We start from the raw sequence: 22,642 nt of genomic DNA on the forward strand, positions 1-22,642 counted from the left end.
GCAGTCTGTCATCCCGGCGGAACTCAATCCACGCGGAGCATGAAGTGAACACCTTCGCTGACATCGCAAGATCAGCAGAAGAACCGCTGCAGAAATTGCGCCGCGAGTTGCGAGACCTGCACCTTCAAGCTGGAAATCCTTCGCTTCGCCACATCGCGCGGTTGATCTCGACCAGCACCAGTGGCCCGGCCGCGCCCAGGCCCACCTCGCACGTGACCGTGGGCAGAGTGCTGTCCTGTAACTCTTTGCCGAGGTGGGGGTTTGTCGAGGGCGTCGTGGAAGCGCTCGGCGGAGATCTTGACCACTTTGGCACACTGTGGCATGTGGCCGCGGCGTCGACCGCACCCAAGCCCCGCGAGGCAAGCCAAACCGAAGCGGGCCGCGAGTCCGCCGCATACGATCTTCAATCTGCGGATACCGGCCATACCCTGTCGATGATCCTCGCCGAGCAGGGCGAGACGTCCGCGGCGGAGGCGGAGCTGCGAAACGTCATCGAGGTGCGGCAAAGCCATCTCGGGGTGGACCACCCCGACACCTGCCATGCGCGGCACGATCTCGCGGTCATCGCCTGGCGGCGGGGACGATTCGATGAGGCGCAACGAGACCTGGTGGCAACGCTGCAGGCACAACGCGCCCAGCTGGGTAACGAGCACGCCGACGTGTTGCTCACCATGCACAGCCTGGCCCGCGTCCTGCACAGCCAGGGCCATCCCGCACAGGCCGAAGCCGTGTTCCGGCAGGTGCTCACGGCACGGATGCGCCTGCTCGGTCCGGCCCACCGCGACACGTTGCTGACCCGCAACAACCTGGCGGTGGTGCTCGCGAGCATGGGCCACTCCAGCGAAGCGGAGCGGGAGCTGCGAACCGTGCTCGGGTTCGCCGTGGATTCCGCCGACATCCTCGGCGCCCGAAACAACATCGCCAACCTGCTGGCGAGCTCGGGCGACTATGCGCGCGCGGAACACGAATATCACGAGATACTCAACGCGCAGAAACAGGTCCTGCCCGACCCGCACCCGGAGCTGCTTGGCACACAGCAAAACATCGCCATCGCCGGTTTCCACCAGGGCCGGGTCGAAGAATCGTTGAGCCTCCTGGAGCTGGTCGCCTCGGAGATGGGCCGGGTCCTCGGCGAAGGCCACCCGCACACCCTGGCCGCCCACTACAACCTGGCCGGCCTGCTGTCCCTGGCCAGGCGCCACGCCGACGCGGAAATGATCCTTGAACACGTTTTCGCCGTGCAGCAGCAAACCCTGGGCCCCATGCACGCCGACACCCTGGCGACCCGCCGCAGCCTGCGGCTGTCCCGACGCCAGCAAGGCTTCGAGGACGATCTGGAATAAGGCGGGTCAGCGGGGCGGAAGGGGGATCCGGGCTAGGTCTTCGGCCAGGCGGATGTCGCCGCTGAAGTGTTTGGCCGCCTCCTGCGCGAAGGGGCCAAGCTCGGTGTACCGCTGCGAGAAGTGGGTCAGCACCAGGCGGCGCACCCCGGCCTGCGCGGCGATCTGCCCGGCCTGAGCGGCCGTAAGGTGACCCGACTCGGCGGCCACTTCCTCCTCTGTGGACAGAAACGTCGACTCGATGACAAGCAGATCGGCGTCGGCGGCGAGGTCCACGGCGGCCTCGCACACGCCGGTGTCCATGATGAACGCGACGATCTGGCCACGGCGGGGCTTGCTCACCTGGTCGAGGGTGACCTCGCCGGTCTGGCGGCGCAGGATTCCTTCGCGTTGCAGCCGCCCGATGTCGGGCCCGGTGACGCCGGCCCTGGCGAGCTGGTCGGGCAGCATGGTGCGGCCGTCCGGTTCGGCCAGCCTGTACCCGTAGGTGTCCACCGGATGGCGCAGTTTGCGGGCCGTGATCTGTCCAAACCGGCCGGTCGCGATGGGACCGTCGGCGTCGATGGGCTGCTCGGTGAGGTGGGCCCGGTCGTAGAAGATGCTCGCATTCCGAAGCCGCGCATAGTACTCAGCGCCCGATTGCGGATAGTGAACCGGAATCTCGTGCGGCGCGCCGTCCAGGGACAGCCGCTGAACCACGCCGGGAAGGCCGAGGCAGTGGTCGCCGTGGAAGTGGGTGATACAGATCCGGGTGATGTCCGAGGCGGCCACCGAGGCGAGCAGCAGCTGGCGTTGGGTGCCCTCGCCCGGGTCGAAGAGGATGCCCTGATCGTCGAAGCGCAACAGGTAACCGTTGTGGTTGCGTTGCCGGGTCGGCACCTGACTGGCCGTCCCCAGCACAATCAGTTCCCTGGTCATCGTCGCATCCTACGCAACATCCACTCCCGACAAGACCGAATTTGATCGCCTTCGGGCAGCAGTTGAACCTCTGGAACTGTTTCGGTATTCTTCCGGTAACGTTTCGACTCCCGCGGGCGGCTTTCGGGAGCCTGATCGAGGACAGCGCCGGGAGCTGTGTCCGCATCGCGTGACGTCGACGCCCATTCCCCGCCGGGCAAGGCGGTGACCGTCCACATTGCCCTCACCACGGGCACCGCCTTGAACCCGGCTATCCGAGCACTTCCCCGTCATGGGCCGGCCTCTGGCCGGTGCGGCGTGACGGTGGCTGCCCGGAGTTCCGCGATTGACGAAGGAGCACCCTTTGAATAGGCGCGAATTACCGAAAGTTTCCGGAACATCCTTGACGCGCACCCGCTCCCCCTATTCCGCTCCGGAAGGAGAACTCTGGTGATCACTACCTTAGGCCGCTCCAAGATTCGCTCAATGATCATAGTGTTGGCCGTGGCGGTGTTTGCGACCGTCGGAGCCGTGGCGGTGGTCGCCAGATTCACCACCGCCGCTTTGGCCGCCGTCCCCGTCGAGGACGAGGGCGCCGACTGCGCCGTGTCCGTACCGGGCTCATTGCCTTCCAGCGCAAGGCTTCCCGACCCATTCCGCAAGCTGGACGGCAACCGCATCACCGCGAAGTCCGACTGGCGCTGCCGCCGGGCTGAGATCAAAGAGCTGGCGGAACGGTCCGTCTACGGCCAGAAGCCGGCCGGGCCGGCCAGTGTCACCGGGACCGTCTCCGGTACCAACATCACAGTGAACGTGACCGACCAGGGCAGAAGCTCCAGCTTCTCGGCGAGCGTCCAGCTGCCCACCGGCACCGGCCCGTTCCCGGCCGTGGTCGTGGTCGGCGGCTTCGGCGCGGACACCGCCACCATCCGGGCGGCCGGCGCGGCCATCATCAACTACGACCCGCTAGCCGTCGGTCGCGAGGGCACCCCACGCAACAACAAGCAGGGCGCGTTCTACAGCATCTACGGCGCGACCAGCAGTGTGGGGCTGCTGCTGGCCTGGGCCTGGGGGGTGAGCCGGATCATCGATGTCATCGAGCAGTCGGGCGGCAGCATCCTGCGAGCCGACGCGATGGGCGTCACCGGTTGCTCGCGCTATGGCAAGGGCACCTTCGTGATCGGCGCCTTCGACCAGCGCATCGCTTTGACCATGCCGATCGAGTCGGGCAGCGGCGGCGCTCCCATCTTCCGCGGCATCCCCGGCGAGACGGGCGCTCAGCCGCTGAGCAGCGCCTACGGGGAGCAGCCCTGGCTGGGTGACGCGTTCGGCTCGTTCACCGGCAACCCGGGCGCGCTGCCGGTCGACACCCACGAAATGGTGGGCATGATCGCGCCGCGCGGCCTGTTCATCATGGAAAATCCGCACATCGATTGGCTCAGTGCCCGGTCCGGGAGCGTGGCCGCGCTGGGCGGCGCCGAGATCTACAAGGCGCTCGGCGCGGGTGCCAACATCACCTACTGGTCCGACATCGCAGACGGAACCCATTGCGCCGCAAGGCCTGAATGGCGAACCCCGCTGACGCAGCACATCCAGAAGTTCCTGCTGAAGACCGGCAACACCGCCGGGGTCTTCAGGATCTCAAGCAGGAAGCCGGGCAACCTGGCCGAGTGGCGGGACTGGACCACACCAACCCTGACCGACGGCCCGACCCCGACCTCCGGTCCAACCTCAAGCCCGACGGCCGGGCCGACGGCGAGCCCCACCGCGGGACCGACCACGCCGCCGCCCACCACCCCGCCGCCGAACGGCTGCTCGGCGTCGGTGTCGCTCAACCAGTGGAACGGTGGTTTCGTCGCCACTATCCGCGTCACCGCGGGTTCCGCGCCGATCACCGGCTGGACGGTCGCGATGACCCTCCCGGCGGGCGCCACCATCACCAACGCGTGGAACGCCAACCGCACCGGGAACACGGGAGCGGTTCAGTTCACCAATGTCAGTTTCAACGGCGCGATCGGCGCCGGCCAGTTCATCGAGTGGGGCTTCCAGGCCACCGGCACCGGAGCCGGCATGACACCCACCTGCACGGCCAGGTAACTTCGCCCGGCATTGATTAAGCGGCCCGGTGCGCCAGCGCACCGGGCCGCACTTGCTGTTGCCTCAGCGGAATCCGGCTTCCTCGGCCGCTTCGCGTCTGGCCTCCTCGGCCTCGCGGGCGGCTTCCTCGGCCTCCTTGGCGGCTTCTTCGGCCGCCTCCCGCTTGGCCACCTGGATGGCGCGCAGCCCGCCGAGCAGGCTCACGAAGCTGGCGGCGGCGAGCACGAGCAGGCCGTCGCGTACCCGGGGCCAGCTGGTCAGGTCGGGCAGCTGCGCGGCGTTGGCGGTGAACCCGTGCACCACCTCGACCAGGGACTGGCCGCCGAAGGTGGTCAGCCCCTCCGACGCGAGCAGCATGATGCCGGGCAGCGCGCCGGTCACCACGTACCAGAACGCGGACGCCCCCTCGATGCGAAGGCTGCGGTAGGCGTGCATGCCGGCGAAGACGCCGGCGGCTATCGGGATCAGGTAGAGGATCCGCGTGCCAGCCGTGGCCTGCGCGGCCTCGTCAGCGGTGGGGCCGCCGCCGAGCCACTTCATCAGCTGGGGTTGCAGGACACCCAGGATGAGGAAGGCGAAGAAGACCCACGAGACCGCCCACAGGCCCGACTCGAGAACCGCGTTGGGCAGCACGGCGAACGCGCCGCCGACGACACTGGCCAGGCCCACGGTGACCGCGAGCACGGTGATCGAGGACTCGGAGCCGTAGGCCAGCCGCAACCCGAAGGCGACCGCCACCCCGAACAGGGCGCCCGCGATCAAGCCGATCAGCAGCCGGGACAGGGCCCGATCGAATCGCGACCCGGCCGCGGAGGCGATCGACGCCCCGGTCACGATCGTCGTGGCCACAATGCCGGGCAGCGCCTCGGCGGCCTGGCCGATGGTGCCGGAAATGTCTTGCTCGGTGTTGGTGATGGTGGCGTTGGTCGTCCACACGGTGATGCCAAGCCAGAGCAGGCCAAGGAAGAGCTGGGTCCCCGCCCCAGATCCAAGCAGACGCGCGCTTCGCGTCTCAGTCGTATCCGATGCCACGTCAGAAGTCCAATATGGTCGAGGGAAAGGTCAAGCGATAGTACGCCCTGCCAAGGGAAGCGCGTCAATCGATGGGCTGCTATTCTCTGCGCACGCCTCCGGGTCGGTTTTCGGCGAGCCGGCCCAGGCCCTGTGACTGTCTGCGACAGACGAAGGAGCCCTCAAGTGTTCAACCATCGCCGACGCATGCTTTGGCGCGGCCTCCTCACCAGCCTCATCCTTCTGGCCGGCCAGCTGGTGGCCGGGCCCGCCCCGGCCGTGGCCGCCGAGCCGTATTCGGTGCTCGTGTTCTCCAAGACGGCCGGTTTCCGCCACGACTCCATTCCGGCCGGCATCGCCGCCATCACGGAATTGGGCGCTGCCAACGGGTTCTCGGTCACCGCCACCGAGGACGCGGCGAGCTTCACCGACGCCTTCCTGGCCCAGTTCGCCACCGTGGTCTGGCTTTCCACCACCGGCGACGTGCTCGACTCGGCGCAGCAGGCCGCGTTCGAGCGTTACATCCGCGCCGGCGGCGGCTATGTGGGCATCCACGCCGCCTCGGACACCGAGTACGACTGGGCCTGGTACGGCCAGCTGGTCGGCGCGTACTTCAACGCCCACCCCAACAACCAGCAGGCCACCATCAAGGTGGAGGACCCGGCGCATCCGTCGACGGTGGGCCTGCCCGCGACCTGGTCGCGCTTTGACGAGTGGTACAACTTCCGAGCCAACCCGCGCGCCGCCGTGCACGTGCTGGCGAGCCTGGACGAGCGCAGCTACTCGCCGGGCACCGGGGCGATGGGCGCGGACCATCCCACGGCCTGGTGTCATGACTTCGAGGGCGGCCGTGCCTGGTACACGGGAAGCGGCCACACGATCGAGTCCTATGCCGAAGCCAGCTTCCGGGCGCATGTGCTCGGCGGGATCCAGACCACCGCCGGGGCCGTCGACGCCGACTGTTCGGCCTCGCTGACCGGCAGTTTCGAGAAAGTGACGCTGGACAGCAACACACAAAACCCGATGGAGCTCGACATCGCGCCGGACGGGCGCGTGTTCTACGTCGAGCGTGACGGCCGAGTGCAGATCATCAAGCCGCAGACCGGGCTCACCGTGACCGCGATCGACCTGGATGTGTTCACCGGCAACGAGGACGGCCTGATCGGCATCCGGCTGGACCCGAATTTCGCCACCACCAATTGGGTGTACCTGTATTACGCCCCCAACGACGGCATGGCCCGCAACGTCGTGGCCCGGTTCACCGTCACCGGCGACACGATAAGCCTGGCCTCCGAAGTGCGGGTGCTGCAGGTGACCACGCAGCGCAACACCTGCTGCCATGCGGGCGGCAGCATGGTCTTCGACTCGGCCGGAAACCTTTACCTGGCCACGGGTGACAACACCAACCCGTTCGAGTCCAGCTCGTTCACCCCGATCGACGAGCGGGCCGGAAGGCAGGACTACGACGCGCAGCGGACCGCCGGCAACACCAACGATCTGCGCGGCAAGGTGCTGCGCATCCACCCCGAAACCGACGGCAGCTACACCATTCCGGCGGGCAACCTCTTCGCCCCGGGCATGGCGCAGACCCGGCCGGAGATCTTCGCGATGGGCTTCCGCAACCCGTTCCGCATCGGCATGGACAAGCTGACCAACACGCTGGTGGTCGCCGACTACGGGCCGGACGCGCAGATGGCCGATCCCAACCGCGGCCCGGAAGGCACCGTGGAGTGGAACATCGTCACGCCGGGCAACTACGGCTGGCCCTACTGCCACGGCGCGAACTACGCCTACAACGACTTCCAATTCCCTTCCGGCCCAAGCGGTGCGCCGTTCAACTGCGCGGCTCCGGTGAACAACTCCCCCAACAACACCGGTCTGGCCAACCTGCCGCCCGCGAAGTCGGCCACGATCGACTACGACTACAGCGGCAACCCCCTCTATCCCGAGATCGGGGGCGGCGGCGCGCCGATGGGCGGGCCGGTCTACCGCTTCAACGCGGCGAGCACCTCGGATCGTAAGTGGCCGGGCTACTACGACGGCAAGGCGATCTTCGGGGAGTGGAACCAGTCGAAGATGTACACCTTCCAGACCGCGCCCGACGTGCGTTCGGTGGTCGACATCAACCAGCTGCTGACCGGGATGACCTTCCTGCGCCCGATGGACTTCGAGTTCGGCCCGGACGGAGCGCTCTACCTGATCGAGTGGGGCACCGGATTCGGTGGCAACAATGATGATTCCGGCGTGTACCGGATCGACTACATCGCCGGCGACCGCGCCCCCATCGCCGTGGCCAGCGGCCAGCCGACCTCGGGCCCGAACCCGTTGACGGTCAACTTCTCCAGCGCGGGCTCGCGTGACCCGGACGGTCAGGAGATCACGTTCTCGTGGGCCTTCGGCGACGGCGCCACCTCCACGCAGGCCAACCCGGCGCACACCTACGCCGCGGCCGGCAACTACACCGCCCAGCTGACGGTCACCGACACCTCGGGCCGCACCGGCATAGCCAACGTCCCGATCACGGTGGGCAACACCGCGCCCACGGTGACGATCACCTTCCCGCCCGAGGGCGGCTTCTTCAACTGGGGAGATCAGGTCGCCTACACGGTGACGGTGACCGACCCCGAGGACGGCACGATCGACTGCAACCGGGTCACCCTGCAGACCTACCTTGGCCACGATGCGCACGCCCACCCGCTGCAGAGCTATACCGGCTGTTCCGGGATAGTGCAGACCTCGCTGTCCTCCGGGCACGGCGCGGAGGCCAACGTGTTCGCGGTCTTCGAGGCCACCTACACCGACAACGGCGGCGCGGCCGGGTCGGCCCCGCTGACCGGGCGGGCCTTGGAACAGTTGCAGCCCAAGCGAAAGCAGGCGGAGTACTTCGCCGCGACCGGCCGGGTGCCCGACGGCCTGGGCGGCGGCGATCCGGGTGTGGTCCGGGAAACCACCGGCGACACCCAGGGCGGCTTCCAGAACATCGGGTTCATCGAGGACGGCGACTGGTGGTCGTTCACCCCCACCAGCCTGGTCAACATCGACAGTCTGCGGTTCCGGACGGCTTCGGGCGCCAACGGTGGGCGGATAGAGGTGCGCAGCGGGTCGCCCGACGGCATGCTGCTTGCCACGGCAACCGTTGCCGGGACGGGCGACTGGCAGTCCTATGTGGACACCAATGTGACGCTGCCCGCCCCGAGCACGACGTCGGGTCCGCTGTTCTTCGTGGCCCGCAACCCGGTGGGCGACACCGGTGGCGGCGGGGTGTTCAACGTGAACTGGGTCGACTTCCTGGGCCGCGGCATCACCCACAACGCCCCGCCGGCGGTCTCCGTGTCGGCCAGCCCGACCGCCGGCACCTTCCCGCTTGAGGTGGCACTCACCGGTACAGCCGCCGACGAAGAGGGCGATCTCCCGCTCGGTTACGCGTGGGACTTCGGCGACGGCAGCACGGCCAGCACGCCCAATGCCACCCACACCTACACCACGGCCGGCACCTTCACGGCGACCCTGACCGTGACCGACTCGCGCGGCGCGTTCTCCTACGCGTCAGTGACAGTCCGGGTCCAGGCGCCCAACCCGTCGTGTCTTGGCGGGCGTTCCGACGACTTCAACGGCACAACGCTCGACCGCACCCGGTGGAGCACGATCGTGCGCGAGAACCAGATGTACTCGGTCGCGGGGGGCAACCTGCTGCTGCCGGCTGGCGTTGGCGACCTCTACGGCGGGCGCAACGACGCGACAAACCTTGTGCTGCAACCTGTTCCGGGCGCAGTCTGGCAGACCACCACGAAGGTGTCGCTGGCCACGACGGCCAACTATCAACAGGCCGGTATCCTGCTCTACGGGGATGACGACAACTACGCCAAGCTGGATGTACTCTTCTCCGGCCAGCGCCGGGTCGAGTTCATCCGCGAGACCGCGGCCGTGCCGCGCAACGAAGGCGCCGACAGCGCGACCGCGCCACCGGGCGACGTCATCTATCTGCGGCTGACCAGCGACGGCACCATGCTGACGGCGGCCTACTCGGCCGACGGTGTCACGTTCACGCCGGTCGGGCGCAGCGCCGACCTTGCCGGCATCACCAACCCGAAGGTGGGCCTGTTCGCGGTCAACGGCGGCACTGCCGCGCCGGTGGTCAACGCGGCCTTCGACTGGTTCCAGGTCACCCCGGATTCTTCGGGCGCTTCCCCGGTACCAAATGATGAATTTGATGGAACAACGCTCGACAAGTGCCGTTGGGGCGCCATCGTTCGCGAGGATCCTTCGGCCTACCGGGTTTCGGGCGGATCGCTGAACATCGACATCTCGAATGGGGACATCTACGCGACGCCTAACTCCGGGCCGACCAACTTCATGCTGCAGAACGCGCCCGAGGGTGACTGGACCATTCAAACCAAGGTGGATGGCAGCCTGATGAACGAGCAGTATCAACAGGCCGGCCTGATCGTGTACACCGACGACGACAACTACCTGAAGCTCGACTACATCACCGACAACACGGCGGGGCAGCCGGTGGTCCGGCGCATCGAATTCCGCAGCGAGATCGGTGGCAACGTGCAGAACCCGCAACCGCAGGCGACGCCGCTCACCAGCGCGGTGTGGCATCTGCGGCTTGCCAAGTCCGGCAACGTTTACACCGCGTCCTACTCGATGGACGGCGTGGCCTGGACCTCGTTCGAGCCGCTCACCAGCGCGGCGGTCGCCACCGCGGCCAAGGTGGGCCTGTTCAGCCTGGGCGCGGCCCAGCTGCAACGCAAGACGGTCTCGTTCGACTACTTCCATCTCAGCGCCGGGGGCGACGACACCGCTCCGGTGACCACGGCGACCGTGACCGGCCCGCTGAGCAACGGCTGGTACACGGGCGCGGCCACGGTCACGCTCAGCGCCACCGACGACAGCGGGGTGGCCCTGACCGAGTTCCAGCTCGACACCGGAGCCTGGACGCCTTATACAGAGCCGATTATGGTCTCCGTAGACGGCGTGCACACGGTGTCGTTCCGGTCCACCGATGACGCCGGCAACGTGGAGGAAACCAAGTCGGTGCCGGTGCGCATCGACACCACGGCACCGGTCACCACGGCCACCTTCGCCCCGCCCACCGACGCCGGCTGGCACAACGGGGCCGTCCCGGTCACCCTCAACGCCAGCGACACCGGCTCCGGGGTCGCGGTCGTCGAGTTCTCGCTCGACGGCGGGGCCTGGACGCCTTACGCCGCACCGGTTCCGGTCTCCGGCGACGGGCAGCACGAGCTGCTCTACCGTGCCACCGACGCCGCCGGCAACGCCGAGACGCTCAAGTCGGCGATCATCAAGATCGACAGCGTCCGGCCCACGGTCATCGTCTCCGGCCTGGCCGACGGGCAGCTCTACGGCGACAGCCAGGACGTGCGGGTCACGTTCCAGGCCGTTGACCCGCTCTCCGGCATCGCCAGCACCATCGGCAGCCTGGACGGAAACCCCTACGCCAGCGGCACTTTGCAGGCCATGTTCGAGCTGTACCTGGGCCTGCACGAGCTGACCGTGACGGCGACCGACCGGGCGGGCAATGTCACCACCACCACGGTGCGTTTCTTCGTCACCACATCGTTTAGGGACATGCAGTTCCTGCTCGACAGGTTCAAGGCGACGAGCTGGCTGCCGGCCAACGCGCACAAAAAACTGAGCAACAAGCTGACCGCTGTCCGCGAAGCCGAAGCGGGCGGCAACGACACGAGAGCCATCAACCTGCTCAAGCAGTTCAAGGCGCTCGCCGCCGACACCGCCCTGGTGCCCAACGCCGAGGTCCGCGCGACCCTCATCCGCGACGCCGACGCGATGATCGTCAGGCTGGGCGGCAGCCCCAGCTACGCTGGCGTGAAAGCCAACCAGGGCAACCGTTTCGGCGTAGCCGGACGGCTGCCGGAAGATGTGACCCGCCTGCACCGCGACGGGTTCTAGCGCACCGGTGCAGGGCGGCCACCGCGCCGCCCTGCACCGCTGGAATTCTGCCCACTGCCCGCCGGCCGTTGCGGCAAACTCATCGGCCGCGGCCGCCATGGCGTGGGCGGCGCGGCACAGGGCGGCGGCTAGTGGCCAGACGGCAGTGATTCGGCGCGATGGATGGTGCTGCGGCTGCTGATGGCAAGGGTGGCCCAATCAGGGCCGTCTATGGTAGTGCGCGGCGGATGGGTCCGGTGAACAGGCGCCGCTGCCGGCCCAAATCCAGGACCTGACCCGGCGTGCCCAGCACCGCAGCGATGATGCTGGCTTGGCAGGCGATGCGGCGCACCACGTCTGGCGACACGGTCAGGCCAGTGTCGAGCATGCCGTGCCCGATGCGGGCCAGCAGGTCGTCGTGGCGCATGGTCAGGATCAGCTGAGCGCGGTCGCCGCCGTTTTCGGGCAGCTCCCCGGTGGCACTGGCTAGGCGGCACACCTCGGTCAGCGCGTCGGCGCGCCGCTGCGTCGCCGTGCGGTCATCGTGCTTGCCGGCCGGGGTGCACAGCGGGTCGATGGCCGCTTCGACGATGGCGGCGGCTTCGTGCCCGAGCCAGCCCGATAGCCGGACCCGGCCTGTCCCATCGGGGTTCATCGTGAAGGCTCGGTCTCGGGCGGCACGCTTTTCGGCGGCTTCCAGGTCTTTGCGTTGCTGCTCCTCGGCCAGCTCGGGCGCGACGTGTTCCAGGACCCGATCGGCGGCCACAGCCAGCGCCGCCGGCTCCAGCACAACGCATTTCTCGTCGAGCAGCGCCTGTTCGGCTTTGGCCTGCACGGCCGGACCGTGTTCGGCCAGGCCGGTCACCGCGTTGGCGATAACCTGAGCCTGTTGCTGATTGACCACACCATCGGCCAATGCGGTGGCGGTGGCCCGGCAGGACGAGTCCAAAGCGTGGGCCAGGGCCAGCATCTGACGTGCCGAGCTGACCGCGATGCGCAGCTTGTCGCGCAACCACACCGCCACAGACGTGGCGCCGTCACGGCGGGCCAGGTCACGGCCATCGATCTCACGGATCACGCCAAGCCGACGTGCGGCGACTGCTTGCTCGGTGGCCCACAGGTGGACGAGCTCGTCGGACAATTCATTGTCCGACATGCTCCACAAGGCCCCCGCCCCAGTCACAGCAACAAGGCTAGCACGCATGTACTAATTGGACAAGACCGGCAACCGTAACGTCGGGCTAACGCAATGTGCTTGGCTGCCAAGCAAATGCGCACTTCGACGCCCCGCTGGCGACGTGCCAGCTGACGATCATCCTAAGTGGACAAATATCGCGCCCTGTGGCGGACGCGGCCTGAGTCGATAGGCTCTAACCATCACCGGCCCTCGCAGATAAGGATCAGCCCATGCCCGATGAGGTCCGCCGAGTAGCAGTCTTCGCGCTCGGCGGAACAATTGCGATGACCCCGGCCTCAACTGGCGGCGTGATCCCGGCCCTGTCCGCCGAGGATCTGATCGCCGCCGTCCCGGGTCTCGCCGAGACCGGCATCGAGATCAGCGTGGACGACTTCCGGCGTCTGCCCGGCGCGTCCCTCGGCTTCGATGACATCACTGCCCTCGCGGAGGCGATATCCGCTGCCTTGGCCGACGGCGTGGTGATCACCCAGGCCGTCACAGTCGCAGCCGGATACACCGACCACCCAACAGCCGAACATCCCTAGGAGCAAGGAATGCGTGCCCACCAACTGGAGACCGGCCGCACCTTCGCGGTCGCATTCGACCACGGCGACGACTTTTTCACCGCGCTGGCCGAGTTCTGCACCGAAAACGGCGTTCGCCAAGGCTACATCCCCACCTTCATCGCCGGTTTCGCCGCAGTGAAGCTGGTCGGCACCTGCGAGAAGCTCGACGACCCGGTGGCACCGGTGCGGTCGCATGTGCACCTGACCAACGCGGAGGCCATCGGCGGCGGCGTTGTCGCGTACAACCCGGAAAGCGGCCAGATCGAGCCGCATATCCATGTCGCGGTCGGTCTGAAGGAGCACAGTGCCAACGGTTACACCAGCCACCTGCTCGAAGCGCGCGTCCAGCTCCTCACCGAACTGATTTTCGTTGAGGTAACGAGCCCAAATCTGCGGCGGAAGCGAGACCCGCAAATGTATGATATTCCGCTGCTTTCGTTCGGCCCTTCTGCGTAATTCGGTTGCGTGGCCCGGTTTCGCTGGCTAGGTTGATCGCCATGTTCGCCACGGCTGAGTTCGCTGTGACCGCGGGTGTCTTCCCGCCGGTCGCCGCCGCCGCCGTGTGCGCTGACCGGCTGGATAGCTGACCCTCCTGCACCACGCGCGTTTCTCACCGCGCCGCAGGAGGGTGCCTTCGCGTCCCCATCAGCCGAATCAGTCAAAGGACTTTCCCATGGCCAAGAGCCAGTTTTTGCGCACCAAGCCACACCTCAACATCGGCACGATAGGTCACGTCGACCACGGCAAGACCACGCTCACCGCCGCCATCACCAAGGTGCTCGCCGCACAGGACCCGGCCGTCAACCGGTTCGTGGCCTTCGACGGCATCGACCGGGCGCCGGAGGAGATCGTGCGCGGGATCACGATCAACATCGCCCACGTCGAGTACGAGACCACCCATCGCCACTACGCCCACGTCGACATGCCGGGCCACTCCGACTACGTGAAGAACATGATCACGGGTGCGGCCCAGGTGGACGGCGCGATCCTGGTCGTGTCGGCGCAGGACGGCGCGATGCCGCAGACCCGGGAGCACGTGCTGCTCGCGCGCCGGGTCGGGGTGCCGTACCTGGTGGTCGCCATGAACAAGGCGGACACCGCGGCCGACCCGGAACTGCTCGACCTGGTCGAGCTCGAGGTGCGGGAGTTGCTTACCCAGCAAGGCTTCCCGGGCGAGGAGGTGCCCGTGGTCCGGGTGTCCGCGCTGCGGGCGCTGGAGGGCGACCCGCGCTGGGAACAGTCCATTGTGGACCTTCTCGACGCGGTCGACCGCTACGTTCCCGTCCCGCCTCGCGAGCTGGAGGGTCCGTTCCTGATGCCGATCGAGAACGTGCTCACCATCTCCGGCCGCGGCACGGTGGTGACCGGCGCGGTCGAGCGCGGCGTGATACGGATGGGCGAGGCCGTCGAAGTGGTCGGGCTCGTCGACACCCTGTCCACGGTGGTCATCGGCCTGGAGAGCTTCGGCAGGTCGCTGGAGCAGGCGCAGGCCGGTGACAACGCCGCGGTGCTGCTGCGCGGGGTCAAGCGCGACCAGGTGCGCCGCGGGCAGGTGGTGGCCACGCCCGGCAGCGTGCTGCCGCGACAGCGGTTCCGCGCCCAGCTCTACGCGCTGAGCACGGAAGAAGGCGGGCGGCACAGCCCGTTTCACGCCAACTACCGGCCACAGTTCTACCTGCGCACCACGGACGTGCCCGGCTCGATGGACCTCGGCGACGTCACCGAGGTGCGCCCCGGTGACACGCTCGAGGTCGGCGTGCAGCTGGGCTCGCCGGTGGCGCTCACGCCGGGGCTGGGCTTCACCGTGCGCGAGGGCAACCGGACAGTGGCCGCCGGCAAGGTGACCGCCGTCCTGGACTGAACGGGGGTGGCAGGATCGAGCACTTCGCGGTGCTCGATCCTGCCGGGGGTGCAAACCGGCTGCAAACCCCGGCCGCACGGTGGGACCATGACGCCGATCGACGAGTTCCTGGCCGCCGCGCAGACGGCCGGTATAGACAGTTGCCAGGCCTGGGCCGGCGACGCGGTGGTGGACGCGACGGTACCCAACTGGCGCATGCAGGTGCGCGGGGCCGACGCCATCCGCAAGTTGTTCTCCGGCTGGTACGCCGACCCGGGCCGCTACGACGAGCTGCGCCGGATGCCGCTGCCCGACGGGGAACTCGTGGAGTTCCTGCTCACCTGGACCGAGCACGGAGTGCCCCACGCGGCGCATCAAGCGCACGTGTTGCGGGTGCTGTCGGGCCGGATAGCCGAGCACACCGTCTATTGTGGGGGCAGGTGGCCGGCGAACCTGTTGGCTCAGATGGCGGAGGCTGCCGATGCCTAGCGAGGAACCCGTCTACGCCTCGGTGCAGGAGATGGTGGCCGGGGCCAGCCTGCGCGAGCCGCTGACCAAAACCGCCGACTCGCTGTCAGGATCGCCCTTCGAGCGGGTGATCATCGGCGGGGAGTCCTATCTGGTCAAGTATGTGGGCTACCAGCTCGACTGGCTGGCCCGCGCGCTCGGCGATCGGGAATGCTTCGTGGTGAAGCTGTGGCGTCACGGTGTGCTGGCCGCCCTGCCCAAGCAGATCGATCACACCATCGCCGCTGTCTGCGACGAGCCGGCCCTGTTGCTGCGCGACGTGGGACAGTGGCTGGTGCCGCCGGGATCGACGCCGCTGCCGATGGACCAGCATCGCCGTTTCCTGGCTCACCTGGCCGATTTTCACACCGCGTTCTGGGGCTTCACCGACGACATCGGGTTGCTGCCGCCGGGAAACCGCTACACCGCGCTGACCCCGGCCACCGGCGCCCGCGAGCTGGACGATCCGGTGCCACGGGCGCTGGCCGGGGGCTGGCAGGCGCTCGCCGACGCCGCGCCCGAAGCACACCGGCACGCGCTGGCCCTGGCCCAGGATCCCCGGCCGCTGGTGGCCGCGCTGGAACGCACCCCAGCCACGTTCATCCACGGCGACTGGAAGGCGGGCAACCTGGGCAGCCATCCCGACGGCCGGACCATCCTGCTGGACTGGGGCTGGCCCGGGCGCGCCGCCGCGCTGGTGGACCTGGCCTGGTACCTCGCCGTGAACTGCGACCGGCTGCCGGAGTCCAAAGAGGACACCATCGCGGCGTACCGGACGGCGCTGGAGGGCAATGCCATAGCCACCGGCTCGTGGTGGCAACGCCAGCTCGACCTCGCGCTGCTGGGCGCTTTCGTCCAGCTGGGCTGGTCCAAGACGGGTGATGCCGACGAGCTGGAGTGGTGGGTGCGGCGGGTGGTTCCGGTGGCCCGTGAGCTGTGACTCCCGGCTATGACTTCCCGCTATGACACCGGCCCGGCCTGGGCGGCTGGGCCGGAACGGGTCTATCGGCGGCTGGCCGCGGCCGCCCTCGACCTGCTGCCGGGGAACCTGCGCGGCGCGGTGGTGGTCGACGCCGGGGCCGGAACCGGCGCTGCCGCAAGCGAGCTGCGCGGCCGCGGCGCACGCACGATAGCTTTGGACACCTCGGCTTCCATGCTCAGGCTGGCGCCGCCACCGGCCGTGGTCGGCGACATCTGCCGGATGCCGTTGCGCACCAACGCCGCCGACGCGTGCGTGGCGTGCCTGGTGCTCTCGCACGTTGACCGGCCACAGGCGGCGCTGGCCGAACTGGCCCGGGTGGCACGACGGTCGGTGGTGGCGACCGCGTTTCCGGCCGGCGCGGAACATCCGGTGAAGCAGGCCGCAGACGCGGTTCTGGCGGATTGGGGATATCGCGCACCTGACTGGTACACGAAGCTGAAGCGCGAAGGCGAAGGGCGCGTGGGTGATCCGGGCAAGCTGGCCACCCTGGCCCGGCAGGCGGGCCTGGCCGCTGAGGTGGTGGCGGTGCGGGTCGGCCTCGACGATCTGGACGCGCCCGCGCTGGCCGGGTGGCGGCTTGGCATGGCAGCGGTGGCGACGTGGCTGGCCACCCTACCGCCGGCCACCGCCGACCTGGTGCGCGCGCAAACCATTGCGGCGCTGCAGCCGATCCCGGCACCGCCGCTGCCACTACTGATCCTGACCGCCCGGCCCAAGTAAACCAGGACGCTAACTGCGGCGGCGGAGCCGCGACCGGCTTCAGCGCCCCTGCCGCTACCGATCCTGACCGGCCGGGTCGAGTAGCCAGGCGCCTTCCAGTGGTGTCACCCGCTGCAGGTCCTGCACCGGCAATGGCTGCCCATTCGCTTGTGCGGCAAGGGTTCTGGCGAGCACCTGGAATCGGGGCAGGGCCAGCCGATCGGCCTCGGCCCGCACCTCGTCGGCGTGCGTGCGGGCGGTTTCGGTGTCGCCGTCGGCCAGCGCGCACGCCCCTTGCAACAGCTTGATCTGCAGCTGATGCCGCCAGGCGAACGGATGCGGCTCGCCGGCCTGGCTGTCCAGGCGGTGCAGCAGCTCCCGCGCCCGGCCCGGCTCCCCGGCGCGCAGGCGTCCCTCGGCCAGGCCCAGCAGCGCGTCGGCCACCGGCTCGCTCATCCCTGGCGCGCCAAGGGAACGGGCGTAGGCCGCCTCGTTGAGCTCATCGGCTTGCGCGTAAGCGCCGATGTTGCGCAGGATCCAGGCGCGGCAGTTGTCCGCCCGCGCCGTGAACCGCTCGGTTCGCTGCTGGGCGGCGACCTCGTCGACCAGTTTCAGCTCGGCCAGCGCCGCTTCCGGGCGGCCCAGCTGGCCCAGCGCCTCGGCGGCGGCCAGGTGCCGGTGCGGCTGGACGAACGGGTGCCGTTCCGCCGCCTGCACGCCCAGGTCGAGCAGCTGCAGCGCGGTGGCAGGATCGCCCAGATCGGTGTGCAGCGGCGCGCTCCACAGGCGGGCCAGCGCCTGCATCTCCGGCGGAGCCTCCTGCATCGCTTGCCGCAGAAGGGCTGCCGCGTCGGCCAGCTCTCCGTCCACATGCGACACCCGGCCGGCCAGCGCCAGGCAGCTGGTACGCAGCCGGGGATCGTCGGTGAGCCGGGCCCCGTCCTCGCCGAGGCGGCGGCAGCGCTTGAAATCGCGCAACAGGTACGCGGCGATGGCGGCCACCTCCATCCCCTCCGCGCCCACGCCACCGGCCAGGGCCGCCCCGGCGTCGCCGGCCGCCTGCTCGAACCGGCCCGCGGGCAGGGCAACCCTGGCCCGGCGCAGCCGCAGCTGTGGACCGTCCTGAATGGACAGAGCGTCGTCGAACAGGCGCAAGGCCTCGCCGTGGTCGAACCGGGCAGCGGCCCGCTCCCCCGCCTCGGCCAGAGCCGTTGCCGCCAGCGGCAGGTCGCCGCCGAGGCGGGCATGGTGGGCCACATCCCACGGATCGGCCCGATGCCCGCGGGCCTGCAGACAGCGCGCGGCCTGCCGGTGCAGCAGCGCTGTGCGGCTAGGCCCGGTGGCCGCGCACAGCGCTTCCCGGATCAGCTGATGGCGGAAGCGGAAGCCCTGTACGTGCTCGGTGAGCATGTGCCGGCGTACGCCCTCTTCCAGGTGGTCGAGCAGCACCTCGGGCGGCTCGGTGAGGACCGCCGCCATCAGGTCCAGGTCGACCTCGGTGCCAAGGACCGCCGCCGTGCGCAGGGTCGCCGCGGCGGCCGGCCCGGCCCGGTCGCACCGATCGGCGACCGCGTCGCGAATGGACTGCGGCAGCTCCCCCTCGCCGGCGTGCATCAGCTCCACCAGAAACAGCGGATGTCCCGCGCTGCGCGCATAGAGCTCGGCTGCCGCGTCCGCGCCTGCGACCTCGGTGACGGCCGCCAAATCCAAGGGGCCCAACGTGATGGTCTTGGCCAGCGGCCAGCGTGCCGTGCTCTCGTCCGGGCGCAACGCGGCCACGATGAGCACCGGCAGATCGGCGAGCCGAGCCTGTACCCGGTGCAGCCAGGCGGTCGTCGCCCGGTCGAGCCAGTGGGCGTCGTCGATGAGCAGCACCACCGGCAGCTGCCCGGCCAGCCGGCTGAGAACCGTGTCGACCGCGGTCTGCAGCAGCCCCGATCCGGCGCTTGCCGGGCCCGTGAAGATGGTCAGCATCCGGTCGCTGGCGGTCTCGTCGTCGTGATGGCTGGCGATCAGCGGCGCCAGCCAGCGGGCCGGCCCGCGCAGCAGGTCCGCTTCGCGTTGCGGGGGCTGGCCGCGCAGCCAGAGCGCGAACGCATCCAGCAGCGGCTGCAGCGGCAGCACAGCACCCAGCTCGGGCGCGGTCGTGCGCAGCAGCACCAGATCGCCGGGAAGGCTAGCCGCCCACGAGTCCAGCAGCCGGGTCTTGCCGATGCCGGGCTCGCCAAGGACCTGTACCACGACGGTGTGCCCCGCGCACGCCTGCGCCCAGGCCGAATCCAGCTGGCGCAACTGTTCCAGGCGACCCGGCAGCACGGCCTGGGCGCTGCGCGCTTCCGCCACGGCCACCGGCGCGGGCTGCTTGAGCAGCTGCACATAACAGGCCGTCGTCTCGGCTGCCGGGTCCACGCCCAGCTCGTCGCGCAGACGGGTGGCGAAGGCCAGATACTCGGTCACCCCCTGCGCGGCGCGCCCGGATCGGCCAAGCGCGGCAAGCAGAAGACGCAACGCCTCCTCCGCGAAGGGCTCGGCAGCCAGCGCCGCCCACGCCGCCTCGGCCGCCGTCCACGCATCGGCGGACTCCAATGCCACCTCGGCCGCGGTCAGCCTGGCCGTCAGCGCGGTGCGGGCGGCGGCGGCCCGCTCCGCGTCGAGCCAATCACCCGGCGGCTCATCGGGCAGCAGCGGCCCGCGATCCAGCGCGACGGCGGCGTCGATCGCCGAACGGGCCGGAGCCAGCTGGCGCGCGGTCAGCCGGCGGCGAGCCTCGGTCACCAAAGCGGCCATCGCGTCGCAATCGAGCCAATCGGCGTGAAGGGCGTACCCGCGTCCCACTCTGGGCAGGCGATCGGCGCCCAGCACCGAACGCAATCGGCTCACCAGCACCGAAAGCTGATCACCGGGACGCTGCGGGCGATCCGGCCCCGGCCAGATCGCCTCCACCAGGACGTCAGCGGCCAGCGGCACGCCGCGGGCCAGGGCGAGGCGGGCCAGCACGGTCCGCTGCTTGCGGCTGCCGAGCTGGCCGAAATCCACGCCCTCGACGTCCAGGCCGCCCAACAGCCGGATCCGTACCGCCACAGTGCAAACCTAGTGCAAGGTCACCGGCGCAGGATCAACCCAGAGCACAAAGCACTAGGAGAGGTGACGAGAAATGGCGCTCGCGGAGCAGAAAGCGTTCACCAAGCCGGACGAGACACGGGAGTTCGACTACGGCCGGCTGGACCTGCTCGAGATAGGTGGGTCGCAGATCGGGCAGCTGACCTTGCAGCCGGGCTGGCGCTGGTCGCTTCACGTCAAACCGGCGGCGGGCACCCAGTGGTGTGAGGCGCCCCATTTCCAGTACCACGTGGCCGGAACCCTGCGCGTGCAGATGGCCGACGGCACCGAGTTCGACGCCAAGCCGGGTGAGGTCACCGCGCTGCCGCAGGGCCACGACGCCTGGGTGGTCGGCGACGAGCCGGTGGTGGTCGTGGACTGGTGGGGCGCAAGCAACTACGCCAAATAGCGCATTGACAGCCTTCGTATGGTGAAGGCGTGTCCGAGCTAATCGATGGCCTGACGACCGGCGGCGTGGTGGGAACAGTCTGTTGTGGACTGTTCGCGGTGATTTTTCTCTGGGTGATCCTTGGCGGGGTAAGGATCGTCAATCAGGTGGAACGCGGCATTGTGTTCCGCTTCGGCAAGGCACGCCGCCGCATCCGCCAGCCCGGCCTGGCGATCATCGTGCCGCTCATCGACCGCATGCAGAAGATCAACGTCCAGATCATTACTTTGCCGGTACCGTCCCAGGAGGGCATCACCCGTGACAACGTCTCGGTCCGGGTCGACGCGGTGGTCTACTTCCGGGTGGCCGACCCCTATCGGGCCGCGATCGAGGTGCAGAACTACATCTTCGCCGTCGAGTTGCTGGCGCAGACCTCGCTCAGATCCACGATCGGCAAGGCCGAGCTCGACGATCTGCTCGCCAACCGCGACGAGCTGCACCGCAGTCTTGCCGTGATCCTGGAGGAGCCGGTCACCGCGTGGGGCATCCACATCGATCGGGTGGAAATCAAGGATGTCCAGCTGCCGGAGTCGATGAAACGGTCAATGTCCAAACAGGCCGAAGCCGAACGTGAGCGCCGGGCCCGGGTCATCACCGCCGACGGCGAACACCGGGCCGCGCAGAGCCTGGCCGAAGCCTCGCGCATCATGGCCGACACCCCGGGCGCGCTTCAGCTGCGCCTGTTGCAGACCGTGGTGGAGGTGGCCGCCGAAAAGAACTCGACCCTGGTGATGCCCTTCCCCATCGAGCTGCTGCGCTACTTCGAGAAGTACTCCCGGAGCGACGGCGAGGGCAGCTAGGGCGCGGCGGTCACTCGAAGGGCGCCGGGTCGCCGGTGCCCAGGCGCACGATCTCAGGCCCGTCGTCACCGGAGAGATCCACGACGGTGGTCATGGTGGTGCCGCACTCGCCCGCGTCGATGACCGCGTCGAGGAGATGGTCGAGCCGTTCCTTGATCTCCCAGCCCTGAGTCATCGGCTCGTCCTCGCCCGCCAGCAGCAGGGTGCTCGAAAGCAGCGGCTCACCCAGCTCGGCCAGCAGGGCCTGGGTGACCGTGTGGGACGGAATCCTCACCCCGATGGTGCGCTTCTTGGGATGCCACAACTGGCGCGGCACCTCGCGAGTGGCCGGCAGGATGAAGGTATAGCCACCCGGCGTGCTCGCCTTGACCAGACGGAACACCGCGTTGCTGATCTGCACGTACTGACCCAGCTGAGCGAAGTCCTGACAGATCAGCGTGAAATGGTGTTTGTCGTCGAGCTTGCGGATCTCGCGAATACGCTCGAGCCCGTCGCGGTTGCCGACCCGGCACCCCAACGCATAGCAGGAGTCGGTCGGGTAGGCGATGAGGCCGCCCGAGCGCAGCAGATCGACCACCTGGGCTAGCAACCGCGGTTGAGGATTGTCCGGGTGGACGTCAAAGTACCTGGCCATCCCGCCCAGCATAGTGGGCTGGCAGCATCGAGCAGCGGAGGCATGAGATGAGCGACGTTTCGATCAGCCTGAGGCCGGTGGCCGAGGAGGACCTGGCCATGTTCCGCCGTTTCCTGACCGAGCCGTACCTGATCGGTCTGGATTGGACCGGGTTCGCCGATGCCCAGCAGCCGGCGCGGCGCTTCGCGCTCGACGGCTACCTCGGGCCGGACAGCAGCCGGCTCATGGTTCACGTCGAGCAGGAGAAGGTCTGCGCCGGGTTCGTCGGCTGGACATTGCGCGACTTCGGCGGCCCCACCAAGCATTGGGAGATCGGCATCGCGCTGCTGCCCCAGTGGCGGGGGCTGGGGATCGGCTGGCGGGCCCAGGCGATGCTGTGCGACTACCTGTTCACGCATACCCAGCTGCAGCGGATCCAAGCCGGTACCCATCCGGAAAATATCGCGGAGCAGAAATCCTTGGTGAAAGCGGGATTTCAGCTGGAGGGCGTGATCCGGGCCTGCGAGTTCCGCGACGGCCGCTGGTGCGACGGATACCTCTACAGCCGGCTGCGCGACGACCCGTCACCGCTTCGGGCCGGACAGGCGTAGCACCCGTGGCGGTACCTTCGGCCACTTCCGAGGCATCGA

At 68.7% G+C, this 22,642-nt stretch carries 16 protein-coding genes and 1 pseudogene; 12 read left to right on the top strand and 5 right to left on the bottom strand.

The window, feature by feature from the left end; genetic code table 11:
- Positions 1-44: 44 nt before the first annotated feature.
- Positions 45-1,343, top strand: coding sequence for a tetratricopeptide repeat protein (locus Rhe02_RS11400; RefSeq protein ID WP_203908109.1), 1,299 nt, complete (start codon positions 45-47; stop codon positions 1,341-1,343).
- A gap of 6 nt (positions 1,344-1,349) precedes the next feature.
- Here Rhe02_RS11400 and Rhe02_RS11405 read toward each other — a convergent pair whose 3' ends face one another.
- Positions 1,350-2,258: a ribonuclease Z gene (locus Rhe02_RS11405; protein WP_203908110.1), complete on the bottom strand. Its 909-nt coding sequence runs from the start codon at positions 2,256-2,258 to the stop codon at positions 1,350-1,352.
- A gap of 465 nt (positions 2,259-2,723) precedes the next feature.
- Between Rhe02_RS11405 and Rhe02_RS11410 the strand changes: the two genes are divergently transcribed.
- A complete protein-coding gene (locus Rhe02_RS11410; protein WP_203908111.1) occupies positions 2,724-4,334 on the top strand; it encodes a glucuronyl esterase domain-containing protein in 1,611 nt (536 codons plus the stop codon).
- 63 nt (positions 4,335-4,397) lie between these two features.
- Here the strand turns inward: Rhe02_RS11410 and Rhe02_RS11415 are convergent, their stop codons facing one another.
- Positions 4,398-5,366: a hypothetical protein gene (locus Rhe02_RS11415; protein ID WP_203908112.1), complete on the bottom strand. Its 969-nt coding sequence runs from the start codon at positions 5,364-5,366 to the stop codon at positions 4,398-4,400.
- 186 nt (positions 5,367-5,552) lie between these two features.
- On the opposite strand from Rhe02_RS11415, the gene Rhe02_RS11420 reads away from it, so the two are divergent.
- Positions 5,553-11,282, top strand: a complete 5,730-nt coding sequence (locus tag Rhe02_RS11420; RefSeq protein ID WP_203908152.1) for a ThuA domain-containing protein — start codon at positions 5,553-5,555, stop codon at positions 11,280-11,282.
- Positions 11,283-11,490: 208 nt separating this feature from the next.
- On the opposite strand, the gene Rhe02_RS11425 is transcribed toward Rhe02_RS11420, so the two are convergent.
- The gene (locus Rhe02_RS11425) at positions 11,491-12,444 is read right to left on the bottom strand and encodes a DUF222 domain-containing protein (RefSeq protein ID WP_203908113.1); all 954 of its coding nucleotides are present in this window, start codon (positions 12,442-12,444) and stop codon (positions 11,491-11,493) included.
- Positions 12,445-12,668: 224 nt separating this feature from the next.
- Here Rhe02_RS11425 and Rhe02_RS11430 point away from each other — a divergent pair.
- The 6 genes and pseudogenes from Rhe02_RS11430 to Rhe02_RS11455 all read left to right on the top strand — a co-directional run.
- Positions 12,669-12,929, top strand: a pseudogene (locus Rhe02_RS11430) (asparaginase domain-containing protein); the annotation flags it as partial.
- Between the two features lie 63 nt (positions 12,930-12,992).
- The gene (locus tag Rhe02_RS11435) at positions 12,993-13,460 is read left to right on the top strand and encodes a PPC domain-containing DNA-binding protein (RefSeq protein ID WP_203908115.1); all 468 of its coding nucleotides are present in this window, start codon (positions 12,993-12,995) and stop codon (positions 13,458-13,460) included.
- 217 nt (positions 13,461-13,677) lie between these two features.
- Positions 13,678-14,865 (top strand): elongation factor Tu, encoded by a 1,188-nt coding sequence (tuf, locus tag Rhe02_RS11440; protein ID WP_203908116.1) that lies wholly within the window; start codon positions 13,678-13,680, stop codon positions 14,863-14,865.
- A gap of 87 nt (positions 14,866-14,952) precedes the next feature.
- Positions 14,953-15,333 (top strand): nuclear transport factor 2-like protein, encoded by a 381-nt coding sequence (locus Rhe02_RS11445; protein WP_203908117.1) that lies wholly within the window; start codon positions 14,953-14,955, stop codon positions 15,331-15,333.
- Positions 15,326-16,291 carry a hypothetical protein gene (locus Rhe02_RS11450; RefSeq protein WP_203908118.1) on the top strand — a complete coding sequence of 322 codons (966 nt, stop codon included), beginning with the start codon at positions 15,326-15,328 and terminating at the stop codon, positions 16,289-16,291. Before Rhe02_RS11445 ends, Rhe02_RS11450 begins: the two co-directional genes overlap by 8 nt.
- Before the next feature lie 9 nt (positions 16,292-16,300).
- A complete protein-coding gene (locus Rhe02_RS11455) occupies positions 16,301-17,053 on the top strand; it encodes a class I SAM-dependent methyltransferase (RefSeq protein ID WP_203908119.1) in 753 nt (250 codons plus the stop codon).
- Positions 17,054-17,107: 54 nt separating this feature from the next.
- On the opposite strand, the gene Rhe02_RS11460 is transcribed toward Rhe02_RS11455, so the two are convergent.
- Positions 17,108-20,113, bottom strand: a complete 3,006-nt coding sequence (locus Rhe02_RS11460; protein WP_203908120.1) for an ATP-binding protein — start codon at positions 20,111-20,113, stop codon at positions 17,108-17,110.
- Between the two features lie 73 nt (positions 20,114-20,186).
- Between Rhe02_RS11460 and Rhe02_RS11465 the strand changes: the two genes are divergently transcribed.
- Both Rhe02_RS11465 and Rhe02_RS11470 read left to right on the top strand, forming a co-directional pair.
- A complete protein-coding gene (locus Rhe02_RS11465; RefSeq protein WP_203908121.1) occupies positions 20,187-20,540 on the top strand; it encodes a cupin domain-containing protein in 354 nt (117 codons plus the stop codon).
- A gap of 29 nt (positions 20,541-20,569) precedes the next feature.
- A complete protein-coding gene (locus Rhe02_RS11470; protein WP_239123684.1) occupies positions 20,570-21,379 on the top strand; it encodes a slipin family protein in 810 nt (269 codons plus the stop codon).
- 10 nt (positions 21,380-21,389) lie between these two features.
- Here Rhe02_RS11470 and Rhe02_RS11475 read toward each other — a convergent pair whose 3' ends face one another.
- A complete protein-coding gene (locus Rhe02_RS11475; protein WP_203908122.1) occupies positions 21,390-22,013 on the bottom strand; it encodes an L-threonylcarbamoyladenylate synthase in 624 nt (207 codons plus the stop codon).
- 47 nt (positions 22,014-22,060) lie between these two features.
- On the opposite strand from Rhe02_RS11475, the gene Rhe02_RS11480 reads away from it, so the two are divergent.
- Positions 22,061-22,603 (top strand): GNAT family N-acetyltransferase, encoded by a 543-nt coding sequence (locus tag Rhe02_RS11480; RefSeq protein WP_203908123.1) that lies wholly within the window; start codon positions 22,061-22,063, stop codon positions 22,601-22,603.
- Positions 22,604-22,642 lie beyond the last annotated feature (39 nt).

The sequence above is a fragment of the Rhizocola hellebori genome (assembly GCF_016862955.1).
GTDB lineage: Bacteria > Actinomycetota > Actinomycetes > Mycobacteriales > Micromonosporaceae > Rhizocola > Rhizocola hellebori.

Coding starts and splice junctions, on each gene's coding strand:
- Rhe02_RS11405 (WP_203908110.1), bottom strand. CDS start 2,258: ATGACCAGGGAACTGATTGTGCTGGGGACGGCCAGTCAGGTGCCGACC.
- Rhe02_RS11410 (WP_203908111.1), top strand. CDS start 2,724: ATGATCATAGTGTTGGCCGTGGCGGTGTTTGCGACCGTCGGAGCCGTG.
- Rhe02_RS11420 (WP_203908152.1), top strand. CDS start 5,553: ATGCTTTGGCGCGGCCTCCTCACCAGCCTCATCCTTCTGGCCGGCCAG.
- Rhe02_RS11435 (WP_203908115.1), top strand. CDS start 12,993: ATGCGTGCCCACCAACTGGAGACCGGCCGCACCTTCGCGGTCGCATTC.
- tuf (WP_203908116.1), top strand. CDS start 13,678: ATGGCCAAGAGCCAGTTTTTGCGCACCAAGCCACACCTCAACATCGGC.
- Rhe02_RS11445 (WP_203908117.1), top strand. CDS start 14,953: ATGACGCCGATCGACGAGTTCCTGGCCGCCGCGCAGACGGCCGGTATA.
- Rhe02_RS11450 (WP_203908118.1), top strand. CDS start 15,326: ATGCCTAGCGAGGAACCCGTCTACGCCTCGGTGCAGGAGATGGTGGCC.
- Rhe02_RS11455 (WP_203908119.1), top strand. CDS start 16,301: ATGACTTCCCGCTATGACACCGGCCCGGCCTGGGCGGCTGGGCCGGAA.
- Rhe02_RS11465 (WP_203908121.1), top strand. CDS start 20,187: ATGGCGCTCGCGGAGCAGAAAGCGTTCACCAAGCCGGACGAGACACGG.
- Rhe02_RS11475 (WP_203908122.1), bottom strand. CDS start 22,013: ATGGCCAGGTACTTTGACGTCCACCCGGACAATCCTCAACCGCGGTTG.
- Rhe02_RS11480 (WP_203908123.1), top strand. CDS start 22,061: ATGAGCGACGTTTCGATCAGCCTGAGGCCGGTGGCCGAGGAGGACCTG.